Consider the following 20,569-nt stretch of genomic DNA (forward strand, 5'->3'; position numbering starts at 1 on the left):
GCCGTGCAGGAACGTCATGCCGATTTCGGTTCAGGCCCAGTACTCTTGCGATGGTTGGATGCTGCGCATCCTCGCGTGCTTTGGCACGCTTTCCCAAGAGGACGATATGTCGGACGCGCTGCACTATCAGCGTTTCGCCGGTTCGCTGGATGACGCGGCGTCGATCATGCTGCCGCTGTGCCGCGGCATGTTCACCGGCTTCACCGATGACTATCTGCGCAGCCGGCTGGATTTCATCGACGACCCGCGCCTGTGGCTGGCCTGGCGCGACGGCGTGGCGGTCGGATTCAAGTTCGGCTACCGGCGCGAGCCCGATCTATTTTACAGTTGGCTCGGCGGTGTTGACGCGTCCGCACGCAAACTTGGCATTGCGTCCGAACTGATGCGGCTGCAACACGCGGATCTGGTTGATGCCGGCTACCGCTTCGTCACGACCCGCACGCGCGCGGTCAACAATCCGATGCTGATCCTGAATCTGAAACACGGGTTTCAGATTGCGGGCTACGAGGTCGACCAGGATCAAAAGGCCGTGGTGTGGCAACGCAAGACGTTGGTGCCGAGCGCCTGAGTCACGAGCCAGCAAACCACCACGACGCCACGGGCGCCAAGGATCACCACGAGAGCGAGCCTTTGCGTCTGTCGGGTTGCATGGCGCGATTGGATTTCCTGACGCGCTTTGCGCGTCGATAAAACCCTGGCGTCGTGCGACGGGCCTGCGCCGCCTACTGTGATCCGTGGTGCTCCTTGGCGTTCGTGGCGTCGTGGTGGTGAAGCATTCCCTGCAAACCGGCCCTTGCGTTGCGGCGCGCGCACCGGCAGACACGGTCCCCGTGACCGACGCTGCAACCGCCAATGCAATCCAAGCCGTCTGGCGCATTGAATCCGCAAAGCTGATCGCGGGCCTGACGCGCGTCGTGCGCGACGTCGGCTTGGCCGAAGAGCTGGCGCAGGACGCGCTGGTCGCCGCCCTCGAACGTTGGCCGACCACCGGCATTCCCGACAAGCCGGCCGCGTGGCTGATGGCGACGGCGCGCAACCGCGCCATCGACCAGATGCGGCGCCGGCAAACCGCCGATCGCAAATATGCCGAGCTTGGCCGCGACCTGCAGGAACAGGAACAAGAAGCGCCCGACTACGACACCGCGCTTGACGACGATGTCGGCGACGATCTGCTGCGCCTCGTCTTTATTGCATGCCATCCGTCCTTGCCGACCGAATCCCAGATCGCGCTGACCCTGCGCATGCTGGGCGGCTTGACCACCGACGAGATCGCACGCGCGTTCTTGGTCCAGGACACGACGATCCAGCAGCGCATCGTGCGCGCCAAGCGCACCCTGGCCGGCATCAACGCCGAATTCGAATTGCCGCGCGGCGCCGATCGCGCGGCGCGCATCGCGTCGGTGCTGACCGTGCTCTATCTGATTTTCAACGAAGGCTATTCGGCAACCGCGGGCGATGACCTGACACGTCCCGCGCTGGCGCAGGAAGCGATGCGGCTGGGCCGCGTGCTGGCGGGGCTCGCACCCGACGACGGCGACGTGCACGGGCTGGTGGCGCTGATGGAATTGCAGGCGAGCCGCATGCACGCGCGCACCAATGCGGCGGGCGAACCGGTGCTGCTGCTCGACCAGGACCGCTCGCGCTGGGACCAGTCGCTGATCCGCCACGGCCTCGCTGCGCTGGCGCGCGCCGAGCAGTTGGGAAACGGCACCGGCACCTACACGCTGCAGGCCGGCATCGCCGCCTGCCACGCACGCGCGCACCAGGCCGGTGACACCGATTGGGCGCGCATCGCGTCGCTCTACGATGCGCTGGCGGTGCAGGCGCGCTCGCCGGTCGTCGAACTCAACCGCGCCGTCGCGCACGCGATGGCGTTCGGACCGGAAGCGGGCCTGGCATTGGCCGATGCCCTGATGGGGGAGCCATCTCTTCGCGCCTATCACCTGCTGCCCAGCGCACGCGCCGATTTTCTCGCCAAGCTCGGCCGCAACGACGAAGCCCGCGCCGAATTCGAACGGGCCGCGTCGATGACGCAAAATATGCGCGAGCGGACGTTGCTGTTGGGGCGCGCGGCTGAACTTTAAACGCCCCTCTCCTCGAAGGAGAGGGAGGGGCCCGCGCGCGCAGCGCGTGGGAGGGTGAGGATTGTTCTGCTGCGCGAACCCTCACCCTAGCCCTCTCCCTCGGGGAGAGGGGACACGAGGTTAGGCGCGCGCAGCCTCGCGGATCTGCGCGATCAAACTATCCAGCGGCGACGACGGTGCCGGCGCATGCAACGTCGTGAGCTGCAGTGAAATCGGCGGCAGCGGCGTGTCGACCTGCAGCGCGATCAGCGCGCCGGCGGCGAGTTCTTCGGCGACGGCATAGTCCGGCAGCACGCCGATCGCGTCGCTTTGCAGCACGCCGCGTTTGACGCCGTCGATACTGCCGGCTGACTCGAATTTCGCCGCAGCGCTGCCGACCCAGGTCCGCAGCAGGCCGGTAAACGCGCCTTCGGGATCGGCGAGCAGGAAGGTGCTCGTCGTTAGGTCGCGCTGCGTGACGACGGACTTCGCCAGCGGATGTGCGGGCGCGACCAGCAGGCGCAAGGTTGCAGGCGACAAGGCGCTGTCGCTATTCGCACGGGCTGCGCCTTCGATCGTCAGCGCCACGTCCAATTCGGCGCGGCCGACGCGTTTGCGCAGCTCTTCGCAGACACCGATCGTGATGCGCACGTCGACGTCGGGCCACAGCGACCGGAAGGCGCGCAGCGGCGCCGGCAGCAGGAACGAGCTGATCGATTCCACCGTGCCCAACCGGATCGGCGCGTGGCTGCGTTTGGTGATCGCAGCCATCGCGGCTTCCGACGCCAAAAGCAGCGACTGCGCGTGCGGCAGCAAGGCTTCGGCTTGCGGCGTCAAGGTCGCTTCGCGGCCGGGGCGGCGCACCGTGACTGGTGCTCCGAGCAGCCGTTCCAACGACAGGAGCGTTTCGGACACGGTCGATTGCGCCATGCCCAGCGCCTGCGCTGCTGCGCTGACGCCGCCATGTTCCTGCACCGCAAGCAGTACGCGGCAGTGGCGAACTTCCAGGTCCTTGCTCATTGCGTCTCTATATACGCCCGGCCATCAAACTTCCGATGCCTTCATCGCCGTTTTGGTGCGCCCTGGCCACTGCGATCTAGATCGCGCTCCCCACAGAAAACGCGAGCGCGCACGTGAAAGTCCTCCGCAACACCGCTTTGTTGGTGATCGACATGCAGGTCGGGTTCGACGATCCCGCCTGGGGTCGCCGCAACAACCCGCAGGCCGAGGCCAATGTCGCGCGCCTGATCGCGGCGTGGCGTGCGGCGCAGGCGCCGGTGATCCACGTCCATCACGATTCGCCGCGCCCCACTGGCCGTTTGCGGCCGGGTACGCCGGGCAACGTCGTGAAGCCCGAGGCGCAACCGCTGCCGAACGAGCCGGTCTATCGCAAGACCGTCAACAGCGCCTTCATCGGCACCAGCCTGGAAAAAGATCTGCGCGCGAAAGGCGTGCGCGCGGTCGCGCTGGTCGGCTTGACGACCAACCATTGTATTTCGACCACGGCGCGCATGGCCGGCAATCTCGGCTTTGAAACCATCGTGGTCGCCGACGCGACAGCAACGTTCGAGCGCGCCAATCTCGACGGGCACGTGCGCAGCGCGGAAGAAGTCCACAACGCCGCCCTCAGCGACCTGAGCGACGAATTCGCGACCATCGTCGGCACCAACCTGCTGCTCGCAACCGCCGAAGATGCGTCGCACGCGCCGGTGCGCGCGCAATTCCTGGGCGCGGTCGCCGCGTGCGTGCTGGCGCTGCTGCCAACCACGTCACGCGCGCAATTCGTCGACAGCGCCTTTGCAGCACCCGTGGTGAAACTCGACCCCACGCTCGCGGTCGATCCGTCGGTCAAACCCGGCGATGATTTCTACGGCTACGCCAACAATGCGTGGATGCGCGCAACCAAGCTGCCCGACGGTGCAGCCAAGATCGACACCACGTCCCTGCTGCGCGCCGAGTCGGCGCGGCGCGCGCAAAGCCTGGTCGAAGAAATCGTCGCCGCGACCAACGATCCCGATCGTCCCGCCAGCGCCGCGACGGCGCGCAAGCTCGCCGACTATTACGCCACCCGGCTCGACACCGACGCGATCGAGGCGGCTGGCTTTGCGCCGATCGCGAACGACCTGGCCGCGATTGCCGCCATCAACGATCGCACCGCGCTTGCAACCTGGCTTGGCCGTACGACGCGGCTCGACGATGGCGGCAACGTGCAGACCGAAAGCCTGTGGGGCGTGTGGATCCATCAAGGCTTCCACCAGCCCAATCGCTACGCCGTGCATTTGGTGCAGGGTGGGTTGGGCCTGCCCGATCGCGACTTCTATCTCGACGCCGGCAAAGCCGCGCGCCGCGAACAGTATCGCACCTATGTCGCGAACGTGCTGCGCGCGGCGGGCTTCGATCAGGCCGACCTACGCGCCGTGCGCGTGCTCGATCTCGAAACCGCGATTGCGGGCACGCATGCGTCGCGCGCCGACACGGATGACGTGGTCAAGACCGACAACAACTGGCAGATGGCCGACTTCACGACCAACGCGCCGGGTGTCGACTGGGGCGCCTATTTCACCGCCGCCGGCATCCATCGCGACACCGCCTTCGTCGTGTGGCAGCCGCAGGCTGTGATCGGCAGCGCCAAGCTGGTTGCGACGCAGCCGCTCGATGCGTGGAAAGACTATCTCGCCTTCCATCTCGTTGCGCATGCGGCCGACGTGTTGCCGAAAGCAGTCGGCGACGCGCGCCGCGCCTTCGACGGCACGCCGGCACCCGATCGCAAACAGCAAGCGCTGGCTGCGACGCAGGCGGTGTTTGCCGATGCGATCGGTTGCATGTATGTGCGCCGCTATTTCCCGCCGCAGGCCAAAGAAGCCGCGACGCAGATGGCGAACAATCTGCGCAGCGTCTTCCGCACGCATCTGCCGCACGTCAAATGGATGTCGCCCGCGACCAGGGACATCGCGCTGGCCAAGCTCGACTCGCTGCAGCTCGGCCTGGGTTTCCCCGAGACCTGGACCGACTATACCGGCCTTGCGATCACGCGCGGCGACGCGTTTGGCAACCAGCAGCGCGCCGACGCCTTTGCGTACAAGCGCGAACTGGCGAAGCTGAACGGTCCAGTCGATCTCAACGAATGGCCAAACAGTCTGCATCCGCAGAATGCCGGTGCGGTGCTGCAGATCAGCCCCAACACGATGCAGTTCGGCGCCGGCATTCTGCAGCCGCCCTTCTTCGATCCAACCGGCGACGCCGCGTCGAATTACGGTTCGGCGGGTGCGGGCATGGCGCACGAGATCAGCCACACGTTCGACGAAGTCACCAACCAGTACGACGCGCAGGGGCGGTTGGGTCTGTGGTGGACCAAAGACGACGCTGCACGCTTCGCCGCGATGAACGCACCGCTGGCCGCGCAACTCGACAGCGCGTGCCCGTCACCGGGCCTGTGCACCAAAGGCAAACAAGTCGTCGCCGAAAGCAGCGCCGATCTGGTCGGCCTGGCCGTCGCGTACGAGGCTTATCACCTGTCGCTGCGCGGCAAGCCGGACGTGACGAAGAACGGGCTGACCGGCGACCAACGTTTCTTCATCGCCTTCGCGCAGCGCTGGCGCCGGATCCAGACGGATGCGTCGCTGAAAGCGCAAATCGAAACCGACACGCACGCACCGCCGGACGCGCGCGCAAATCTGGTGCGGAATTTCGAGCCGTGGGTGAAGGCGTTCGGGGTGAAGCCGGGGGATCGGCTGTGGGTGGAGCCGGAGAAGCGGTGGCGGGGGTGGTGAGGGGCGTCGCGGCTGCTGTTGCGACAACCAGAAACGCTTATCCTGAACTATTGCCGCTGCGCGTCGTCTGGCGGTAGTCGGCGACCAAGCAGACGTCCCGAATCCCCGTCGTCGGTAAGGCGTAGCCGAACAGTCGGTTCAAGTTTCCAGTTGTTCAAATGACCATGCGGAAGCGCGCCGACATTTAAACAACAGATATACTGAAATCCTTCAACCGCCGCAGTCATCGCTGCCAGGCGAAGAGCAAGCCCATATTGGCGAGGATCAACGTCGGCAAACAGACTGCTGTCATGCGCCAATGTTAAAAATTTCGCGCCACGGCGGGCCCTCAGCGTGGCCGTGAGAAGATCAAAGCAAAAGACTACCATCTGATCGACGCCGTCACTCCCTTGTCGATCAATAGAAAAGTTGAATCGGTAACCTCGGTTGTGCACATCGACGCCAAGCCTGCCGGGTACGCCGTATAAATACTTCGTGTACTCAGCAAATAGAGAAATTGCCTCATCAGCTACTTGTTGGCGCTCGTCTAGATCGCGTTTGAGCAGCAAGCGACCGCGGCTAATCTGCGACGTAAGCTCATCCTTGCGGCGATCGAAGCGCTTACGCTCCTCGATCCGAGCCCGCAGCGCCTCCAGTTTAGGTGAGAGTTCAGTTGCACTTCGCTGAAGTTCCACCAACGTCTCTATCGCGCCGCTAGACGCGAGAACGCGAAGAAGAGTGGACTTCTCATTCGAAGCTTTATCAATTTCAAGGGTGCGCCTGGCGATAGACTGTTTTAGGCGCTTAATTTCCCCGGCTACGAAGTCCGACCTGTTTCGATAGATCTGCTTATGAAAAGCCGTGACCTCTTCGAGGCTCTTAAGAAGCTCTAGTTTAAAAACAGCTCCCGCGCTTTGGAGAATGTCGAGCGGCTGGGCGGCGTCCTCTTGTGGTTCTTCTTCCGCGCTTTCCTCGTAATACTCGAGCAGCTTTCGATCAGAGTGATTCTCGTTGATAAGTCGATGAAGATGACGATCGTGCACGCCGAGTCGTCGCTCTAGATCGTGGTAGTCGTCACGTAGATTGAAGCTATCGATCGCGCGGTGATGTTCGGTGAGCGCAGCTTCGAGGACCACCCGTTCCGCTTCCAGATCGCCAATCGAACTCTCTTTGTCGCCTTCGGATGCTTCTTCGAGAAGTTTCAGGCCCTGATCGACTTTCGTTCGCGCATCAATATCCGACTGCAGCTTCCGCTGGGCGCTGAAATTCAGTCCCAATAGAAACGCTAACGATAGGCGGCTTGTGTCGGCAGGTTGCTGCTTGAATGCGATCTGCGGATCTGCATACGCAGCTTTTCCTACTCGAATGAAATAGTGGGAAAGCTCTCTAAAGGTGGGAGAGAACGCGTTCGCGCGGCCGGAGATCTTCGCATCGGGAATGAAGATCTCGGAGAGCGCACAACGCCATTCATCGACGTCAATTGTGCAGAATCCGCCTCCTTCGTCTTCGCGCTCAACCACGTGCTCTGGGACCAACGACGTGGGAAGTCGAACGCGTTTGGAATTCCTCGTGTTGCGACTAACTGAATGCGCGGCGCCGTTGATAACGATGTCGATGCCGAAGGTAACACCAACCAGCGCCGAGTGCTTCAGAACTCTATCTTTTGCGAGATCAGAGCCGAGGCAGAAGTGAATGATGCGGAGTAGTGTCGTCTTGCCGAGGCCATTCGTACTCTCTGTTTCGTCGGAGTCGCTTCCGCGATCCGCGAGTACAACATTCATCCCCGGGGCAAACGTAGCGGGTCGAAAACCCGGTAGATCCGACCAAACTCTAGAGATCACGACTCGGCGCTCGGTTTGTGCGCTTTGCGAAACACGCCGCGATCCATCGTGATTATGCCGCCAGCGAAGAGCAACGTTAACGCAGTGGCGAAGCGATCAAATGTTCGAATCCGCTCGTCGTTGCGCACGCGATCCCAGAGCGAGACGACGGTATCGGCTGGTTCAAGCATAGTAAGCAAGAGTGCGGACAGCCCAAGAATTGAATAGCCAATCGGCACATACTTGGTGGGCAGAACGGTCATCACTACTTCTCAAAAACGTCACAGAGAATGAAAAGGTGAGACAGGATGCAAAGGCCGCTCGCTTGTCGCCCGTGATCGTCGCTGCCCCCGCAGGCCCACTGGAGGAGGTCGATAAAGAGCTCGTCTCCAAGCGCGCCCGCATCACGCGCCTTCTTATATCGATCTGTGAAGCCGGCCCTCAACCTATCAGGAAAATTCGGGTCGAGTTGCGCCATGCGAATGAACAGCGCAGCAACCTCATGCGACTTCGCCGCTCCCATAGTGAGCATCAGTGCAGACGTCGGTCCGAGTGCATTCTTCTCAATCTTGTCAGTGGGCGGAATGTTTGCGAGTCCCCCGCTTGGGACGTCTACCTTCGTTCCCATCAGCGCTTTCGCGGCCACCTCCAATTCGGCAAAACCGATGCTCGCAATGCTTATGGATAGAGCATCTCCAAATTTGCGCTCGTGACGCACCTTCCAGCTTAGAAGCGTTTCGGCCGGATAAGTCCCGTGCTGGCCATCCACGATTGTGTGATGTGTCGGGCACAGAATTATCAAGTTAGATGCGTGGTTGAGTTCTGCTTCTGTCAGTCCGGCTTTTCCACGCGGCCCGTCCTCGCTAATCGCGTAGATATGCGCGATCTCACCGACAACGAGTTGCTCAGAGCCTTCTGTTGCGTCCGCGACGAGACATTGCTCGCATTCGGGGTGAGCACATCGGTTTCCAGATAGTCCCCATAGGACCTTCAGCGTCCGCTGCGAGTATCCGCGCTTCGACGGCTTCGCTTTCTCGTCTTTGTCCGACAAACTGTCCATCGAATCTCCCCGGCGACTTTGCCGAAGGGGCCGGATCGCGTCACTAATCTATTTTTTCGAGCCGCCGGGAGGCGTGCTTGGCCGCCTCTGGGCTTTTTTCACGTACAGTTCGATCGCTGTCTCAACCGCCTGCGTATGCGTGTGCCCCAGCGCGTCGCGCGCTTGGACAAACTCTTCATTGAGTTCGATCGGGATCTTCACGGACTCGAGTCGGTGCTTTTTCGGAGGTGCCATTCGTGATCACGAAATAGTTGTTGACGAACAATGCGTGATCACGAATTGTTCTCGTGCCGAGAAGGCGGCCGAACGAGGTGCTGACACACCAGCGTCCGGCCTGACCAAGAAACCAAGGAGTACTTGGATCATGGCTGATTCCGAGACTAGCCGAACTGTGCGTCATTCGCCCCATACCCTTCACCGGGATGGAGGGGCGGTATGAGCGACCCTATGCAAGACCCCGCCGTCCTCAAGAGTCTGCAATGGCAGCGCCATTGCGACCGGTTGGAAGAGGCGGTGCGGCTGACATCGGCGCGGGAGCGCGCCTTGCACAACGCGACCGACGGAGGCCGAGACGAGGCGCAACGCCTGTTCGTCGCCGCGGCCAAGGTGCGTGATGACTTCATCGACGATCTGGAGGCGCAGGCGAGCGCGCTGGTGCACGTGCCGGCGCAAAGCTTCGAAGGCGCCGCGGCGAAACTCGCCGTCGTGATCCGTGCCGAGGAACCGTCACCGACCGACCCGACGCCGCCCTTTCCGGCGCTGCGGTCGGTCAAGGCGGATCTCGACCGGTTGATCGCGGCGATGAAGGGGAACGCTGCGAACGACGATGGCTGACGAAGCGACGGCGCAGCGAGGGGCTGCGCCGTTTGCTTTCAACGGACAGTCCCCTGCGCACCTGTTGGGCAACCTTTGCGCGCCGCGCGCATTGCTGTCCCCAACGCTTGTCCCGCCAACCGCCGTCGAATTATTGAGGTCGCGTGCCGCACGACGCTCGGACGACTGACAATCCCGATATGGCGCGCCGGATTGCCAGCTTTGACTGGTCGGCGACGCTGGGCCCGATCGAGACCTGGCCGGTCAGCCTGCGCACCACGGTCGACCTCGCCATCCTGTCGCCCGTGCCGATGGTGATCCTGTGGGGCGCCGACGGGATCATGATTTACAACGACGCCTATTCCGTCTTTGCCGGCGGACGGCATCCGCGCCTGCTCGGATCGAAAGTGCTCGAAGGCTGGCCCGAAGCAGCCGACCTCAATCGCGAAGTGCTGCGCGTCTGCCTCGGCGGCGGCACGCTGGAATATAAAGATCTCGAACTGTCGCTGAACCGGCGCGGTACGTTCGAACCACTGTGGGTCGATTTGTATTACTCGCCGGTGCTTGCCGAAGACGGCAAGCCGGCCGGCGTGATCGCGATTGTGGTCGAAACCACCGACCGCGTGCGCGACGCCGAAGCGCTGCGCCAAAGCGAAACGCGGCTGCGCTTTTTGGATGCGCTGGGCAACGCAGCTTCCGTCTCGCGCGATGCCGACGCGATCCTGGCGATCACCACCCGCATGGTCGGCGAACATATGGGCGCGTCGGTCTGCGCCTATGCCGATATGGACGAAGATCAGGACGGGTTCTCGATCCGCGGCGATTGGGCGGCGCCAGGCTCGACCAGCATCGTCGGCCATTACAGCCTGGCCGATTTCGGTGCGCTGGCGGTGAAGAACCTTTCGGCGGGCGAGCCGCTGGTGGTGAACGACAATCTGCGCGAACTGCCGGCGCACGAAGCGGCGACGTTTCAGTCGATCGGTATCTCGGCCACGATCTGCATGCCGCTGGTGAAAGAAGGGCGGCTGACTGCGTTGATGGCGGTGCATCACAAACAGCCGCATGTCTGGACCGAGCAAGAAATTTCGCTGATGCGCGAAGTGACCGAACGGTCGTGGGCCCATGTCGAGCGCGTCGGTGCCGAAGCGGCGCTGCAGGAACTCAACGTCAATCTGGAAAAGCGCGTCGCCGACCGCACGCGCGAATTGGCGCGCACCCAGGACGCGTTGCGCCAGGCGCAGAAGATGGAAGCGGTCGGGCAACTGACCGGCGGCATCGCGCACGATTTCAACAATCTTCTGACCGGTATCAGCGGCAGTCTGGAAATGCTCCAGCGGCGCTTGAACGACGGCAAGCTGGCGGGTGTCGAACGCTATATCGATGCAGCGCAAAGCTCGTCGCGGCGCGCGACCGCGCTGACGCAACGGCTGTTGGCGTTTTCGCGGCGGCAGACCTTGGCGCCCAAGGCGATCGACGTGAATCGTCTGGTCGCCGGCATGGAAGAGCTGATCCGGCGCAGCGTCGGGCCTGACGTTGCGGTCGAAGTGGTCGGCGCCGGCGGTCTGTGGACGACCTTGATCGATCCGTCGCAGCTGGAAAGCGCGTTGCTCAATCTGTGCATCAATGCGCGCGATGCGATGGCGCCCGACGGCGGGCGGTTGACGATCGAGACGGCGAACAAGTGGCTCGACGAACATTCGGCGCGCGAACGCGACCTGCCGCCGGGCCAGTATGTATCGCTGTGCGTGACCGACACCGGCACCGGCATGACCGACGACGTCAAAGATCGCGCCTTCGATCCGTTCTTCACCACCAAGCCGTTGGGCCAGGGCACCGGTCTTGGCCTGTCGATGATTTACGGCTTTGTGCGCCAGTCCGGCGGACAGGTGCGGATCTATTCCGAAGTCGGCAAGGGCACGACGATGTGTCTCTACCTGCCGCGGCATCAGGGACCGGCCGAAGGCGACGGCACGGCGGAATCGAATGCGATCGATCCCGGCCACGGCGAGACGGTGCTGGTGATCGACGACGAAGAGATCGTGCGCATGCTGGCGACCGACGTGCTGCGCGAAAGCGGCTACAACGTGCTGGAAGCGGCCGACGGTCCGTCCGGGATGAAGATCCTGCAATCGGATGCGCGCATCGATTTGCTGGTCACCGACGTGGGTCTGCCCGGCGGCATGAATGGACGCCAGGTCGCCGACGCGGCGCGCGTGCTGCGCCCCACGCTGAAAGTCCTGTTCATCACCGGCTATGCCGAGAATGCCGTGGTCGGGAACGGCCATCTGGCGCCGGGCATGGAAGTGATCACCAAACCCTTCAATGTTGCGGCGCTCAGCACGCGCGTGCGGGACATGATCGACCGGACCTAGGCGCGCGCGGCACGCCAGTTCGGCCGGGGTGACGCCTTAGGGCTTGCCTCGCCGCGTACCATCGCGCATGCGGTTCGGCCTGGATCGAAAGGGCGCGCCATGCATGCACGAGTTCGGCTGTTGCTGGGATGTCTCGGCGTCGCGCTGTTCGCGACGGCCGCGCGCGCCGCCACCTTCGTGCCCGAAGGCGAAGCGCTGCGCATCTATGGCGACATCGAACCCGGCGACGACGCAAAGTTTCTGGCGCTGTGGGGACAAGGCTATGCGCAACTGCGCGTGCAGTCGCTCGGCGGCGACACGCAAGCGACGCTCGCGATCGGCGAAGCCATCGCCAAGGTCCAGCCGCTGATCGTGGTCGACGGGCTGTGCCTGTCGAACTGTGCCACCATGATCTTCCTCGCCAGCAAATCGCACCGCGTGCTGCGCGAAGGGCTCGTCTGTTTCGACGGCCCACCACCACCACCGCCGCTGCCGCCCGCGCCAGCCGACGCAGAAGCGTCTGCTGCTGCTGCGCCCACCGCTGTTGCTGCCGACGCGCCCGCGTCGGCGGAGGCTGCAGTCGCCCCGGCCGTCGAGCTGAACTATGGCGACGATGCGAAGCCGACGCCCGCACCAGCGCCGACAACGGTACGCGGGCCGGCGCAACCGGTCGCGTTGAAGGTGCCGCCGCGCCCGGAGATCTCGAAAGACGTGCAGCCGCGCGTCGATGCGTTGCTGAAGGCGAACGAGGTCGATCCAAAGATCCTCAAAGAAGACGCGCTGTTCGTGTCGCGCGAATTCGTCGAAGACTCCGAAGTCACGCGCGAACAATTCCTGCGCGGCAAGCGCAGCTTCTGGTGTCCGCTACCGGAAGCGTTCACGCGCTATGGCGTCACCGGCCATTGGGACTGGTTCCCGGCCAGCGACCGCGCGCTGTTCGACTACGGCAAGCGCATGTCGTCGGGCTGGGTGATGATCTCGCGCCTGAAAGGCCGCGGCGAGTTGGGGCGCTGAGGTCGGCAGCGACCTCGGACTCAGAATTCAGCAAACCGCCAAGACGCCAAGTACGCCAAGCGGGCGCCAAGAAAGCGAGCGTGTGGCGTCGTTGCATCGCAAGGTGCAAGGAATTTCCTGACGCGCTTCGCGCGTCGATAAAAACCTGCCGTCATGCGACGTGATCTCGCCCTACGCTGTGACTCTTGGCGCTCTTGGCGTCTTGGCGGTTTGCTGAATCGTGACTCGCCGGCCGAGCGCAGCAGCTACTGCTTCTTCGCCACCAGATCGACCGTCACCGTCACCGGCTTGCCGATAATGTCGGTCGTCGCCCACGCACCCTGACCGACGCCGAAGGTCGTGCGGTCGATGGCGACTGAGCCGACGACATGCGCGACGCCGTCTTTTTCGTCGAGCGTGAAGGGCAGCACCAAGGGCGCTGTCTGGTCGCGGATGGTCAAGGTGGCGACGGCCGCGAACTTGTTGTCGCCGCGCGCTTCGATGCGCGTGGTCTCGAAGACTGCTTTGGGGAATTTGTCGGTGGCGAACCAATCGCTCTTCGGCAGTTCCTTGTCGCGGTCGGCCGCTTTGGTCGTGACGCTGGTCACGTCGATCTCGACCCGTACTTTCGACGCGGCCAGGTTGGCAGCGTCGAACGCGATCTTGGCGTCGAACTTTTTGAATTCACCGTCGAACGCAGCACCTTGCTGCGTCGCGCGGAAGCCGAGACGGCTCTTCGCAGGATCGACCGTGTAGTCAGCCGCGTGCGCGGGAAGCGCGATGGCAAGCGCCAGAATCAAAGAACGAACGATCATTGTTTCTTCTCCCGTGCCGACAGGGCCGGCACCATGCGAGTCAGCACCGCGTCGCGCAGCACGAAATGATGATGCAGCGCGCCCGCGACATGCAAGGCGACAAGGGCGAGCAAGATCTTGCCGAAGGTCTCGTGCACAAAGCTCGCTGTGTCTTTCAACGAAGGATCGGCGCCGATCAGATTCGGCACACCGAACTGCCCAAACCAGGAAATCGGAAAGCCGGTCGTGCCGTTGAGCAGCCAACCCGACAGCGGGATCAGCAATAGCAACGCGTAGAGCGACCAGTGCGTGATGGCGCTGACCGTGTGCTGCCACCGCGCAATGTCGGCGGGCAATGCGGGCGGGCGGTGCGTTGCGCGCCAGAGCAGGCGCACGACGACCGCAAGCAGCACCGTCAGCCCGATCGATTTATGCAGCGCGTAGAGGCGCAGCTTGTCGGGGCCGAGATCGAGATCGGTCATCTCCCAACCGATCCAGAACAGCGCGACCAGCGCCGCTGCGATCAACCAATGCAGGCCAATCGCAACGGCGCCGTAGCGCGCGGCTGGTGCGTCAGACATCACTGACCCCAGATCGCGGAGGCGATCATTGACCAGCGAACTCCGCGTCGAGCGTGATCTGCACTGCGTCGCTGACGAACGGTATGCCGGCGCTGATGCCGAAGTCGCTACGCTTGATCGTGCCGGTGGCGCTGAAGCCGGCCCAGGCCTTCTTCAACACCGGATGTTCGCCCTGCTTGTGCAAAGTGACGTTCAGCACGACCGGCTTGGTGACGCCGTGCAACGTCAGATCACCGGTGACTTTCGCGGTTTTGGGACCCGTCTTCTGCACCTTGGTCGAGGTGAAGGTCATGTCGGGATATTTGGCGGCGTCGAGAAAATCGGCGCTCTTGATGTGCTCGTCGCGCTTCTTGTCGAACGAGTCAAAGCCAGCGATCGGAATCGTGACGTTCAGCTTGGCGGTCTCCGGCTTGGCAACGTCGAGCTGCAACGTGCCGCTGACGTCGCGGAACGCACCGCGGCTGGTCGAGAAGCCGAGATGGTCGACCGAGTACTGCACGTGCGCGTGCGTCGAATCGAGCGTGTAGGTCTTGGTCTCAGCAAAGGCGGGGGCGGCGGCCAGAAGCAGGACGGCCGACAGGAGCGCAGGCAGGCGCATGGGTAGTCTCCACGGAATTTTGTGATTGGTTGAACGGTAACAACATTGGATACGGATGGGATTTCGTCAAGCAGGGGTCTCTGCCTCTAGAACGAACCGGCCGGGGCGCGATCGACAGGGCCCCGGAAAAAAGATCAGCCGGTGCGGGCGATGAAGCGGGCGGTGATGGCTTCTTCGGTCGGCCGGTACAGGTTCGCGACCTGCGTCACTGCCGACGGATAGGCCATGGTGAGCTGCAACTCGGCCACCTGGGTCACCAGCGCCACCGCCTCTTGCAAGGCAGGCGCACCGAACGCAGCCGCGAATTCGGCGAGGTCGGAGGCTTCGCGCTGCAACGTCATCGCGTCGTTGGCGGTGGCCGCCACTTCGAGAATGCGCACGCGCCGCGCCGCGTCGGCGAGACGGGCCTGCAACACGCGTTCGAACGAGTCGGTCGGCACCGACAACTGCAACGCAAGCAGCGGCGCGTCGTTGAACAGCGGCGTAGTTGGTTCGACCAAGCGGATTTCGCCGTTGTCGTCGAGCGGCGGCGGACGCACCGGCGCACTGCGATCGTTGGCGGGCGTGCGCGCAATCGCACGATCGACCGCGTCGCTGATCGGATCCGGCGTGACGACCTGTTCGAGCAGCAACGGTTCTTCTTCGTCCGCCGTCGCCGCCGGCGTCGCGCGAACGGGGCGCGGTTCCAGCCGCACGACATTGTCATGTGCAGGAGCGTCGAGCGGCACGTCGTCGATGGTTGCGGCGGCGAATGTGGCCGGTGCGCGCCGGCTGCGCGCGAAGGCCGCGAACAGCAACAACAACCCGCCAGCGCCGGCGATCCAGACGCTCGCACGCAACGGTACGCCGCGATCGGGTGGATGGCGCACGACCGCGATACGCAGCGTGTTGGCGGTGCTGCGGCGCGTAGCGGCGTAAGCGGTCAGCCAGCTTTTGCCGTCGGGCCAACGTTCGATCGCGACGCCGTTGCCGTTGATCTGCGCGTCGCGCACCGCGTCGAGTTCGATGCGCGTTCCCTGCAGCGCCGCCGGTCCGCGCAACACCAAGCCACTTTCATCAAGCAGCAGCAGCTCGGCCGTGGCGGGAAGTTCGGTGCGGTTGGTACCCGTCCCCGCTGCCGACATGGCCGCGTCGCGCAAGGCCAGTCGCAGCGGCTCGTCGGTGCCGACGAAGCGCAGCACGACGGCGAGCACCAGCAACGCCGCGCCGCACGCGGCGAGAAGCAGGGTCTTCGATTTGGTCGAAACGGCAGGCACGCGGCACGATGGGCGTGCCGGACGCATCTGGACAAGATCCAGCTTGCGTCACGACCGGGATTCTTCATGGGGGCCGGTCAGCTCTCGACTGAAGACCGGCCCCCATCGCGCAACATGTACGCGCGGCGTCGTTCGCACCCCGACGGGCGGGGTTACCAACTGATTTGTTACGAGCCTGGACGGCTGGTGTGGCCGGCGGCGGCGTACCACTGGCCGTTCCTGCGCACGAGCGTGTCGGTGAAGGCGACTTCGGTATCGATCACCTTCCCGCGCAGATCGAGCTTGATTGCGGTCCGGCCGATCACGATCGCCATGTCCGGACCATAGAAGCGCACATGCATCTCGCGCTGGATCAGATGTTCGTACTTGGCGACGCTGTCGCGCACCTCGGCCAGTTCCTGTTCCTTGGTCGTCACCGTGCCGCGCGTGTCGGTCAGGGTGAAGTCGGGCAACATCACGCGATCGAGCGTTTTGACGTCCGCCTTGGCATAGGCCTGCGCCCATTCTTCTTCGAGCTTGCGCACTGCCTGGGTTTGGTCGGGCGCGGCTTGCACGCCCGTCGCGCAGGCGACAAACAAAAATCCGGCGAGCGTCAGAGTCGCGGCCAAGATAGAAAAACTGATCCAACGCGGCATGACGCCCTCCAGGGTTTTGCTGGAGGGAAAGCAGCGCGTGTCGGTGGTTGGGAACCAGAACCGCTCGTGTCGTTGCGTTGGGGCCAGTTCGGTAGAGTCAGAATTCAGCAAACCGCCAAGACGCCAAGGACGCCAAGCGGGCGCCAGGAGAGCGCGTGTGTGGTTGCGCCGCGTCGCATGATTACAGGGGATTTCCTGACGCGCTTTGCGCGTCGATAAAACCTCGTCGTCATGCGACCGGACTTCACGACGGTCTGTGACGCTTGGCGAACCTTGGCGCTCTTTGCGTCTTGGCGGTTTGCTGGATCGTGACTCCGAGGTCGCTCAGGCGCCCTTGCGGCTCGCATGGCCCGCGACTGCGCGCCATGTACCGTTGAGCTTCACCAGCGTGTCGGTGAAGGCGACGTCGATGTCGAACGCTGTGCCTTCGGATACGCCCACCGCATGCGTGCGGCCGATGACGATGGCGGTGTCGCCGTAGAACCGCACCTTCATGTCGCGATTCTCGAACAGGCTGTATTTGACTTTGCCGGTCTTGAGCTCGTCAATCTCCGACGCAGCCGTGTTCACCGTGCCGCCCGATCCGATCAACGTGAAGTCGGGTGTCATCAGTTTTTCGAGATAGGCGACGTCGCCACGCTGATAGGCGCCGCACCAATCGCGCTCGATCTGCAAAACTTCTTGTGTGCGGTCCGGCGCCGCCTGCGCCAGGCCGCTCACCAGCACCCACGTTGTCAGCAGCAAAGCGCGTCGCATCCGTTCCTCCCCGATTCGTTGGGCGCGACGGCACATGCGGCGCGCGCGGCCGACAAGAACCGTTCCCAGGGAATTTCGCAGCCGCTTGGGTTCCGCAGCGCAGGCGCGTGCATCGGAACTGTTGCCGGCGCGGCAGGTTGGCCAAACACCCAGCACTGCATTGGAGCGACGACCATGGCGACCAGCACCACCGGCACCTTCAACACGCGCAATGGCGACGTGCCGCGCGACGAGACCCATCAACTGATTTCGGCCGACAAGGTCGAAGGCACCGCGGTCTACAGCTCGTCCGGGGAGCGGATCGGGGCGATCGAAGACATCATGATCGACAAGCGCAGCGGCAAAGTCGCCTACGCGGTCCTGTCGGTCGGCGGCTTTTTGGGAATCGGCGAGCGCCACCATCCGCTGCCCTGGAACGCGCTGACCTATAACCTCGACCTTGGCGGCTACCAGGTTGCGATTCCGGTCGAACGGCTGAAAGACGCGCCCAGCTACGCAATGGACGAAGCGGTCGATCTCGACGACCGCGCCTACGGACGCAAGATTCACGACTATTACGGCACCGCGCCCTACTGGGACCCGGCGATCTAACAATCCTGCGGAGCCTGCCCCGGACTTGATCCGGGGGGCAGGGGCCCATTGCAGAGCCGCTGCGATCCGCCAAGGTCGCGGCGGCTTTTGTTTTTGAACGTTCAATGGCGCTCGAAAGCCATGGGCGCGCCTGCCCCGGGCCTGTGATCGAAAGAAACGAACGCCTTTAAAGGCGTCCTCTCGGCGGTCCCGAAATGGATCCCTGCTTTCGCAGGGAATTATGTCGCGCCATCTCGCGAAGGCCTGGGGAATCCAGGGCTTGAGGGCGCCTGACAGCGCGTGCTACACGCACGCCGCCGCACGGGAGTCCGCCCTCGCGGTGATCTCGCGCACCCGCTCGTCGTCTGATGGACGCGCCTCGTTACAAAGGCCGTCCCGCTTCCGAGGATTGCCACGTTGGCTGCTTCGTCCGGTTCATCGCCGATCGCCCGTCGTTACGCCGAAGCTCTGTTCGAGCTGGCCGATGAGGCGCGCGCTCTGGACCAGACCGCGAGCGACCTCTCCAAGCTGAAGACGATGCTGGCCGAATCGGCCGACCTGCGTGAGCTGGTCGTGAGCCCCGTCGTCGGTCGCGACGACCAGGCCAAGGCCTTGGTCGAACTGGCCAAACAGGCCGGCCTCGGCGAGATCGTGCAGAAATTCGTGGGCACCCTGGCGGTCAATCGCCGTGCCTTCGCGCTGGGCGGCGTAATCAACGCTTTCTTGGCCGAGCTGGCCAACCGCCGCGGCGAAGTCGCGGTCGAAGTCACCGCCGCAGCCCCGCTTACGACACAACAGCAGGACGCGCTGCAGGCCACCTTGGCCAAGCGCTTCGGCGCCAAAGTTTCGATTTCACCCACCGTCGATCCGTCGCTGATCGGTGGTCTGGTGGTACGGGTCGGTTCGACCCTGATTGATGGTTCGGTCCGCTCGCAGCTCGAAGGGCTCGAACGGACGATGAAGGGAGTCGCTTAATGGACATTCGCGCAGCCGAAATCTCGGCCATCCTGAAGCAGCAGATCCAGGGCTTCGGCACCAAGGCGACCGTCGCCGAAGTGGGCCAGGTTCTGTCGGTCGGCGACGGCGTCGCGCGCGTTTACGGTCTGGACCAGGTCCAGGCCGGCGAAATGGTCGAGTTTCCGGGTGGCGTGAAGGGCATGGCCCTGAACCTCGAAGCCGACAATGTCGGCATCGTCGTTCTCGGTGACGACCGCGACATCAAAGAAGGCGACGTGGTCAAGCGCACCGGCGCGATCGTCGACGTGCCGGTCGGTAAGGCATTGCTGGGCCGCGTCGTCGACGCGCTGGGCAATCCCATTGATGGGAAAGGCCCCATTGCAACGACCGAACGCCGTCGTGTCGAAGTGAAGGCGCCGGGCATCATTCCGCGCAAGTCGGTGCACGAGCCGATGCAGACGGGCCTGAAGGCGATCGACAGCCTGGTGCCGGTCGGCCGTGGCCAGCGCGAGCTGATCATCGGTGACCGTCAGACCGGCAAGACCGCGGTCGCGATCGACACCATTCTGAATCAGAAGGGCGTCAACGCGTCGGGCGACGAAAAGAAGAAGCTCTACTGCGTCTACGTCGCCATCGGTCAGAAGCGTTCGACCGTCGCGAACCTGGTCAAGACGCTGACCGAATCGGGCGCGATGGAATATTCGATCGTGGTCGCCGCGACCGCGTCGGAACCGGCGCCGCTGCAATTCCTTGCGCCGTACGCGGGCGCCGCCATGGGCGAGTTCTTCCGCGACAACGGCATGCACGCGCTGATCATCTATGACGATCTGTCGAAGCAGGCGGTTGCCTATCGTCAGATGTCGTTGCTGCTGCGCCGTCCGCCGGGCCGCGAAGCCTATCCGGGCGACGTGTTCTATCTGCACTCGCGCCTGCTCGAACGCGCCGCGAAGATGAGCGACGCCGAAGGCGCCGGCTCGTTGACCGCGCTGCCGATCATCGAAACCCAGGCCGGTGACGTGTCGGCCTACATTCCGACCAACGTGATTTCGATCACCGACGGTCAGATCTTCCTTGAGACGACGCTGTTTTATAAAGGCGTGCGTCCCGCGATTAACGTCGGCATCTCGGTCTCGCGCGTTGGTTCGGCAGCGCAGATCAAGGCGATGAAACAGGTCGCCGGCCGCATCAAGCTCGACCTGGCGCAGTACCGCGAAATGGAAGCCTTCGCGCAGTTCGCCTCGGATCTCGATCCGACGACGCAGAAGCTGCTGGCCCGTGGCGCACGTCTGACCGAGCTGCTGAAGCAGCCGCAATATTCGCCGATGCCGGTCGAAGAGCAGGTCGTGTCGATTTTCGCGGGCACCCGCGGCTATCTCGACGCGGTCGCGGTGTCGGACGTGGTTCGCTACGAGCGCCAGATGCTCGACCAGTTGAAGGCGAAAGAGCCGTCGATCCTGGAAGCGATCCGCACCGACAAGGAACTGAAGAAAGAGACCGAGGCGAAGCTCGCCGCGTATCTCGATCAGTTCGCCAAGCTGTTCGCTTAATCCGCACTAGGAAGACGCGAGCAACA

20 protein-coding genes are annotated in these 20,569 nt (G+C 63.6%); 9 read left to right on the plus strand and 11 right to left on the minus strand.

Features of this window, described 5'->3' with window-relative positions:
* Positions 1–106 precede the first annotated feature (106 nt).
* Positions 107–568, plus strand: a complete 462-nt coding sequence (locus TMPK1_RS17425) for a GNAT family N-acetyltransferase (RefSeq protein ID WP_420244619.1) — start codon at positions 107–109, stop codon at positions 566–568.
* Positions 569–830: 262 nt separating this feature from the next.
* Complete coding sequence (locus tag TMPK1_RS17430; RefSeq protein ID WP_420244621.1) at positions 831–2,084, plus strand: RNA polymerase sigma factor; 1,254 nt, start codon at positions 831–833, stop codon at positions 2,082–2,084.
* Between the two features lie 120 nt (positions 2,085–2,204).
* Here the strand turns inward: TMPK1_RS17430 and TMPK1_RS17435 are convergent, their stop codons facing one another.
* Positions 2,205–3,083, minus strand: a complete 879-nt coding sequence (locus tag TMPK1_RS17435; RefSeq protein WP_420244623.1) for a LysR family transcriptional regulator — start codon at positions 3,081–3,083, stop codon at positions 2,205–2,207.
* 113 nt (positions 3,084–3,196) lie between these two features.
* On the opposite strand from TMPK1_RS17435, the gene TMPK1_RS17440 reads away from it, so the two are divergent.
* Positions 3,197–5,833: an isochorismatase family protein gene (locus tag TMPK1_RS17440; protein ID WP_420244624.1), complete on the plus strand. Its 2,637-nt coding sequence runs from the start codon at positions 3,197–3,199 to the stop codon at positions 5,831–5,833.
* 47 nt (positions 5,834–5,880) lie between these two features.
* Here the strand turns inward: TMPK1_RS17440 and TMPK1_RS17445 are convergent, their stop codons facing one another.
* From TMPK1_RS17445 to TMPK1_RS17460, 4 genes are read right to left on the minus strand one after another with little or no spacing between them, the layout of a single operon-like run.
* Entirely contained in the window at positions 5,881–7,593 is a 1,713-nt protein-coding gene (locus TMPK1_RS17445; protein ID WP_420244625.1) for a DUF2326 domain-containing protein, read from the minus strand.
* Between the two features lie 56 nt (positions 7,594–7,649).
* Positions 7,650–7,895, minus strand: coding sequence for an ABC-three component system middle component 6 (locus TMPK1_RS17450; protein ID WP_420244626.1), 246 nt, complete (start codon positions 7,893–7,895; stop codon positions 7,650–7,652).
* Between the two features lie 2 nt (positions 7,896–7,897).
* A complete protein-coding gene (locus TMPK1_RS17455; protein WP_420244627.1) occupies positions 7,898–8,692 on the minus strand; it encodes a hypothetical protein in 795 nt (264 codons plus the stop codon).
* Between the two features lie 48 nt (positions 8,693–8,740).
* Positions 8,741–8,893, minus strand: a complete 153-nt coding sequence (locus TMPK1_RS17460; protein ID WP_420244628.1) for a hypothetical protein — start codon at positions 8,891–8,893, stop codon at positions 8,741–8,743.
* Between the two features lie 234 nt (positions 8,894–9,127).
* On the opposite strand from TMPK1_RS17460, the gene TMPK1_RS17465 reads away from it, so the two are divergent.
* The 3 genes from TMPK1_RS17465 (at position 9,128) to TMPK1_RS17475 (ending at position 12,870) form a co-directional block, all read left to right on the plus strand.
* Entirely contained in the window at positions 9,128–9,526 is a 399-nt protein-coding gene (locus TMPK1_RS17465) for a hypothetical protein (protein ID WP_420244629.1), read from the plus strand.
* 143 nt (positions 9,527–9,669) lie between these two features.
* Positions 9,670–11,877, plus strand: coding sequence for an ATP-binding protein (locus tag TMPK1_RS17470; RefSeq protein WP_420244630.1), 2,208 nt, complete (start codon positions 9,670–9,672; stop codon positions 11,875–11,877).
* 99 nt (positions 11,878–11,976) lie between these two features.
* The gene (locus TMPK1_RS17475) at positions 11,977–12,870 is read left to right on the plus strand and encodes a hypothetical protein (protein ID WP_420244631.1); all 894 of its coding nucleotides are present in this window, start codon (positions 11,977–11,979) and stop codon (positions 12,868–12,870) included.
* 245 nt (positions 12,871–13,115) lie between these two features.
* Here the strand turns inward: TMPK1_RS17475 and TMPK1_RS17480 are convergent, their stop codons facing one another.
* The 6 genes from TMPK1_RS17480 to TMPK1_RS17505 all read right to left on the minus strand — a co-directional run bounded on the left by TMPK1_RS17480 (position 13,116) and on the right by TMPK1_RS17505 (position 17,469).
* Complete coding sequence (locus tag TMPK1_RS17480; RefSeq protein WP_420244632.1) at positions 13,116–13,664, minus strand: YceI family protein; 549 nt, start codon at positions 13,662–13,664, stop codon at positions 13,116–13,118.
* Positions 13,661–14,224 (minus strand): cytochrome b, encoded by a 564-nt coding sequence (locus tag TMPK1_RS17485; protein ID WP_420244633.1) that lies wholly within the window; start codon positions 14,222–14,224, stop codon positions 13,661–13,663. Before TMPK1_RS17485 ends, TMPK1_RS17480 begins: the two co-directional genes overlap by 4 nt.
* A gap of 25 nt (positions 14,225–14,249) precedes the next feature.
* A complete protein-coding gene (locus TMPK1_RS17490) occupies positions 14,250–14,822 on the minus strand; it encodes a YceI family protein (protein WP_420244634.1) in 573 nt (190 codons plus the stop codon).
* A 134-nt stretch (positions 14,823–14,956) separates the two neighbouring features.
* Complete coding sequence (locus TMPK1_RS17495) at positions 14,957–16,105, minus strand: hypothetical protein (RefSeq protein ID WP_420244635.1); 1,149 nt, start codon at positions 16,103–16,105, stop codon at positions 14,957–14,959.
* 140 nt (positions 16,106–16,245) lie between these two features.
* Entirely contained in the window at positions 16,246–16,713 is a 468-nt protein-coding gene (locus TMPK1_RS17500; protein WP_420244636.1) for a nuclear transport factor 2 family protein, read from the minus strand.
* Positions 16,714–17,037: 324 nt separating this feature from the next.
* Entirely contained in the window at positions 17,038–17,469 is a 432-nt protein-coding gene (locus TMPK1_RS17505) for a nuclear transport factor 2 family protein (protein WP_420244637.1), read from the minus strand.
* A gap of 174 nt (positions 17,470–17,643) precedes the next feature.
* Here TMPK1_RS17505 and TMPK1_RS17510 point away from each other — a divergent pair, with 174 nt between their 5' ends.
* From TMPK1_RS17510 to atpA, 3 genes are all read left to right on the plus strand, one after another.
* Positions 17,644–18,060 carry a PRC-barrel domain-containing protein gene (locus TMPK1_RS17510; protein WP_420244638.1) on the plus strand — a complete coding sequence of 139 codons (417 nt, stop codon included), beginning with the start codon at positions 17,644–17,646 and terminating at the stop codon, positions 18,058–18,060.
* Between the two features lie 396 nt (positions 18,061–18,456).
* Positions 18,457–19,014, plus strand: coding sequence for a F0F1 ATP synthase subunit delta (locus tag TMPK1_RS17515; protein ID WP_420244640.1), 558 nt, complete (start codon positions 18,457–18,459; stop codon positions 19,012–19,014).
* Positions 19,014–20,543 carry a F0F1 ATP synthase subunit alpha gene (atpA, locus tag TMPK1_RS17520; RefSeq protein ID WP_420244642.1) on the plus strand — a complete coding sequence of 510 codons (1,530 nt, stop codon included), beginning with the start codon at positions 19,014–19,016 and terminating at the stop codon, positions 20,541–20,543. Before TMPK1_RS17515 ends, atpA begins: the two co-directional genes overlap by 1 nt.
* Positions 20,544–20,569 lie beyond the last annotated feature (26 nt).

The organism is Roseiterribacter gracilis, from assembly GCA_018332375.1.
GTDB lineage: Bacteria > Pseudomonadota > Alphaproteobacteria > BOG-932 > Roseiterribacteraceae > Roseiterribacter > Roseiterribacter gracilis.

Bases quoted from the DNA above. Each gene is read 5' to 3' on its own strand.
- TMPK1_RS17445 (WP_420244625.1), bottom strand. From the start codon at position 7,593: ATGAATGTTGTACTCGCGGATCGCGGAAGCGACTCCGACGAAACAGAG.
- TMPK1_RS17455 (WP_420244627.1), bottom strand. From the start codon at position 8,692: ATGGACAGTTTGTCGGACAAAGACGAGAAAGCGAAGCCGTCGAAGCGC.
- TMPK1_RS17490 (WP_420244634.1), bottom strand. From the start codon at position 14,822: ATGCGCCTGCCTGCGCTCCTGTCGGCCGTCCTGCTTCTGGCCGCCGCC.
- TMPK1_RS17465 (WP_420244629.1), top strand. From the start codon at position 9,128: ATGAGCGACCCTATGCAAGACCCCGCCGTCCTCAAGAGTCTGCAATGG.
- TMPK1_RS17510 (WP_420244638.1), top strand. From the start codon at position 17,644: ATGGCGACCAGCACCACCGGCACCTTCAACACGCGCAATGGCGACGTG.
- TMPK1_RS17425 (WP_420244619.1), top strand. From the start codon at position 107: ATGTCGGACGCGCTGCACTATCAGCGTTTCGCCGGTTCGCTGGATGAC.
- TMPK1_RS17500 (WP_420244636.1), bottom strand. From the start codon at position 16,713: ATGCCGCGTTGGATCAGTTTTTCTATCTTGGCCGCGACTCTGACGCTC.
- TMPK1_RS17485 (WP_420244633.1), bottom strand. From the start codon at position 14,224: ATGTCTGACGCACCAGCCGCGCGCTACGGCGCCGTTGCGATTGGCCTG.
- TMPK1_RS17435 (WP_420244623.1), bottom strand. From the start codon at position 3,083: ATGAGCAAGGACCTGGAAGTTCGCCACTGCCGCGTACTGCTTGCGGTG.
- TMPK1_RS17495 (WP_420244635.1), bottom strand. From the start codon at position 16,105: ATGCGTCCGGCACGCCCATCGTGCCGCGTGCCTGCCGTTTCGACCAAA.
- TMPK1_RS17505 (WP_420244637.1), bottom strand. From the start codon at position 17,469: ATGCGACGCGCTTTGCTGCTGACAACGTGGGTGCTGGTGAGCGGCCTG.
- TMPK1_RS17480 (WP_420244632.1), bottom strand. From the start codon at position 13,664: ATGATCGTTCGTTCTTTGATTCTGGCGCTTGCCATCGCGCTTCCCGCG.
- TMPK1_RS17475 (WP_420244631.1), top strand. From the start codon at position 11,977: ATGCATGCACGAGTTCGGCTGTTGCTGGGATGTCTCGGCGTCGCGCTG.
- atpA (WP_420244642.1), top strand. From the start codon at position 19,014: ATGGACATTCGCGCAGCCGAAATCTCGGCCATCCTGAAGCAGCAGATC.
- TMPK1_RS17450 (WP_420244626.1), bottom strand. From the start codon at position 7,895: ATGACCGTTCTGCCCACCAAGTATGTGCCGATTGGCTATTCAATTCTT.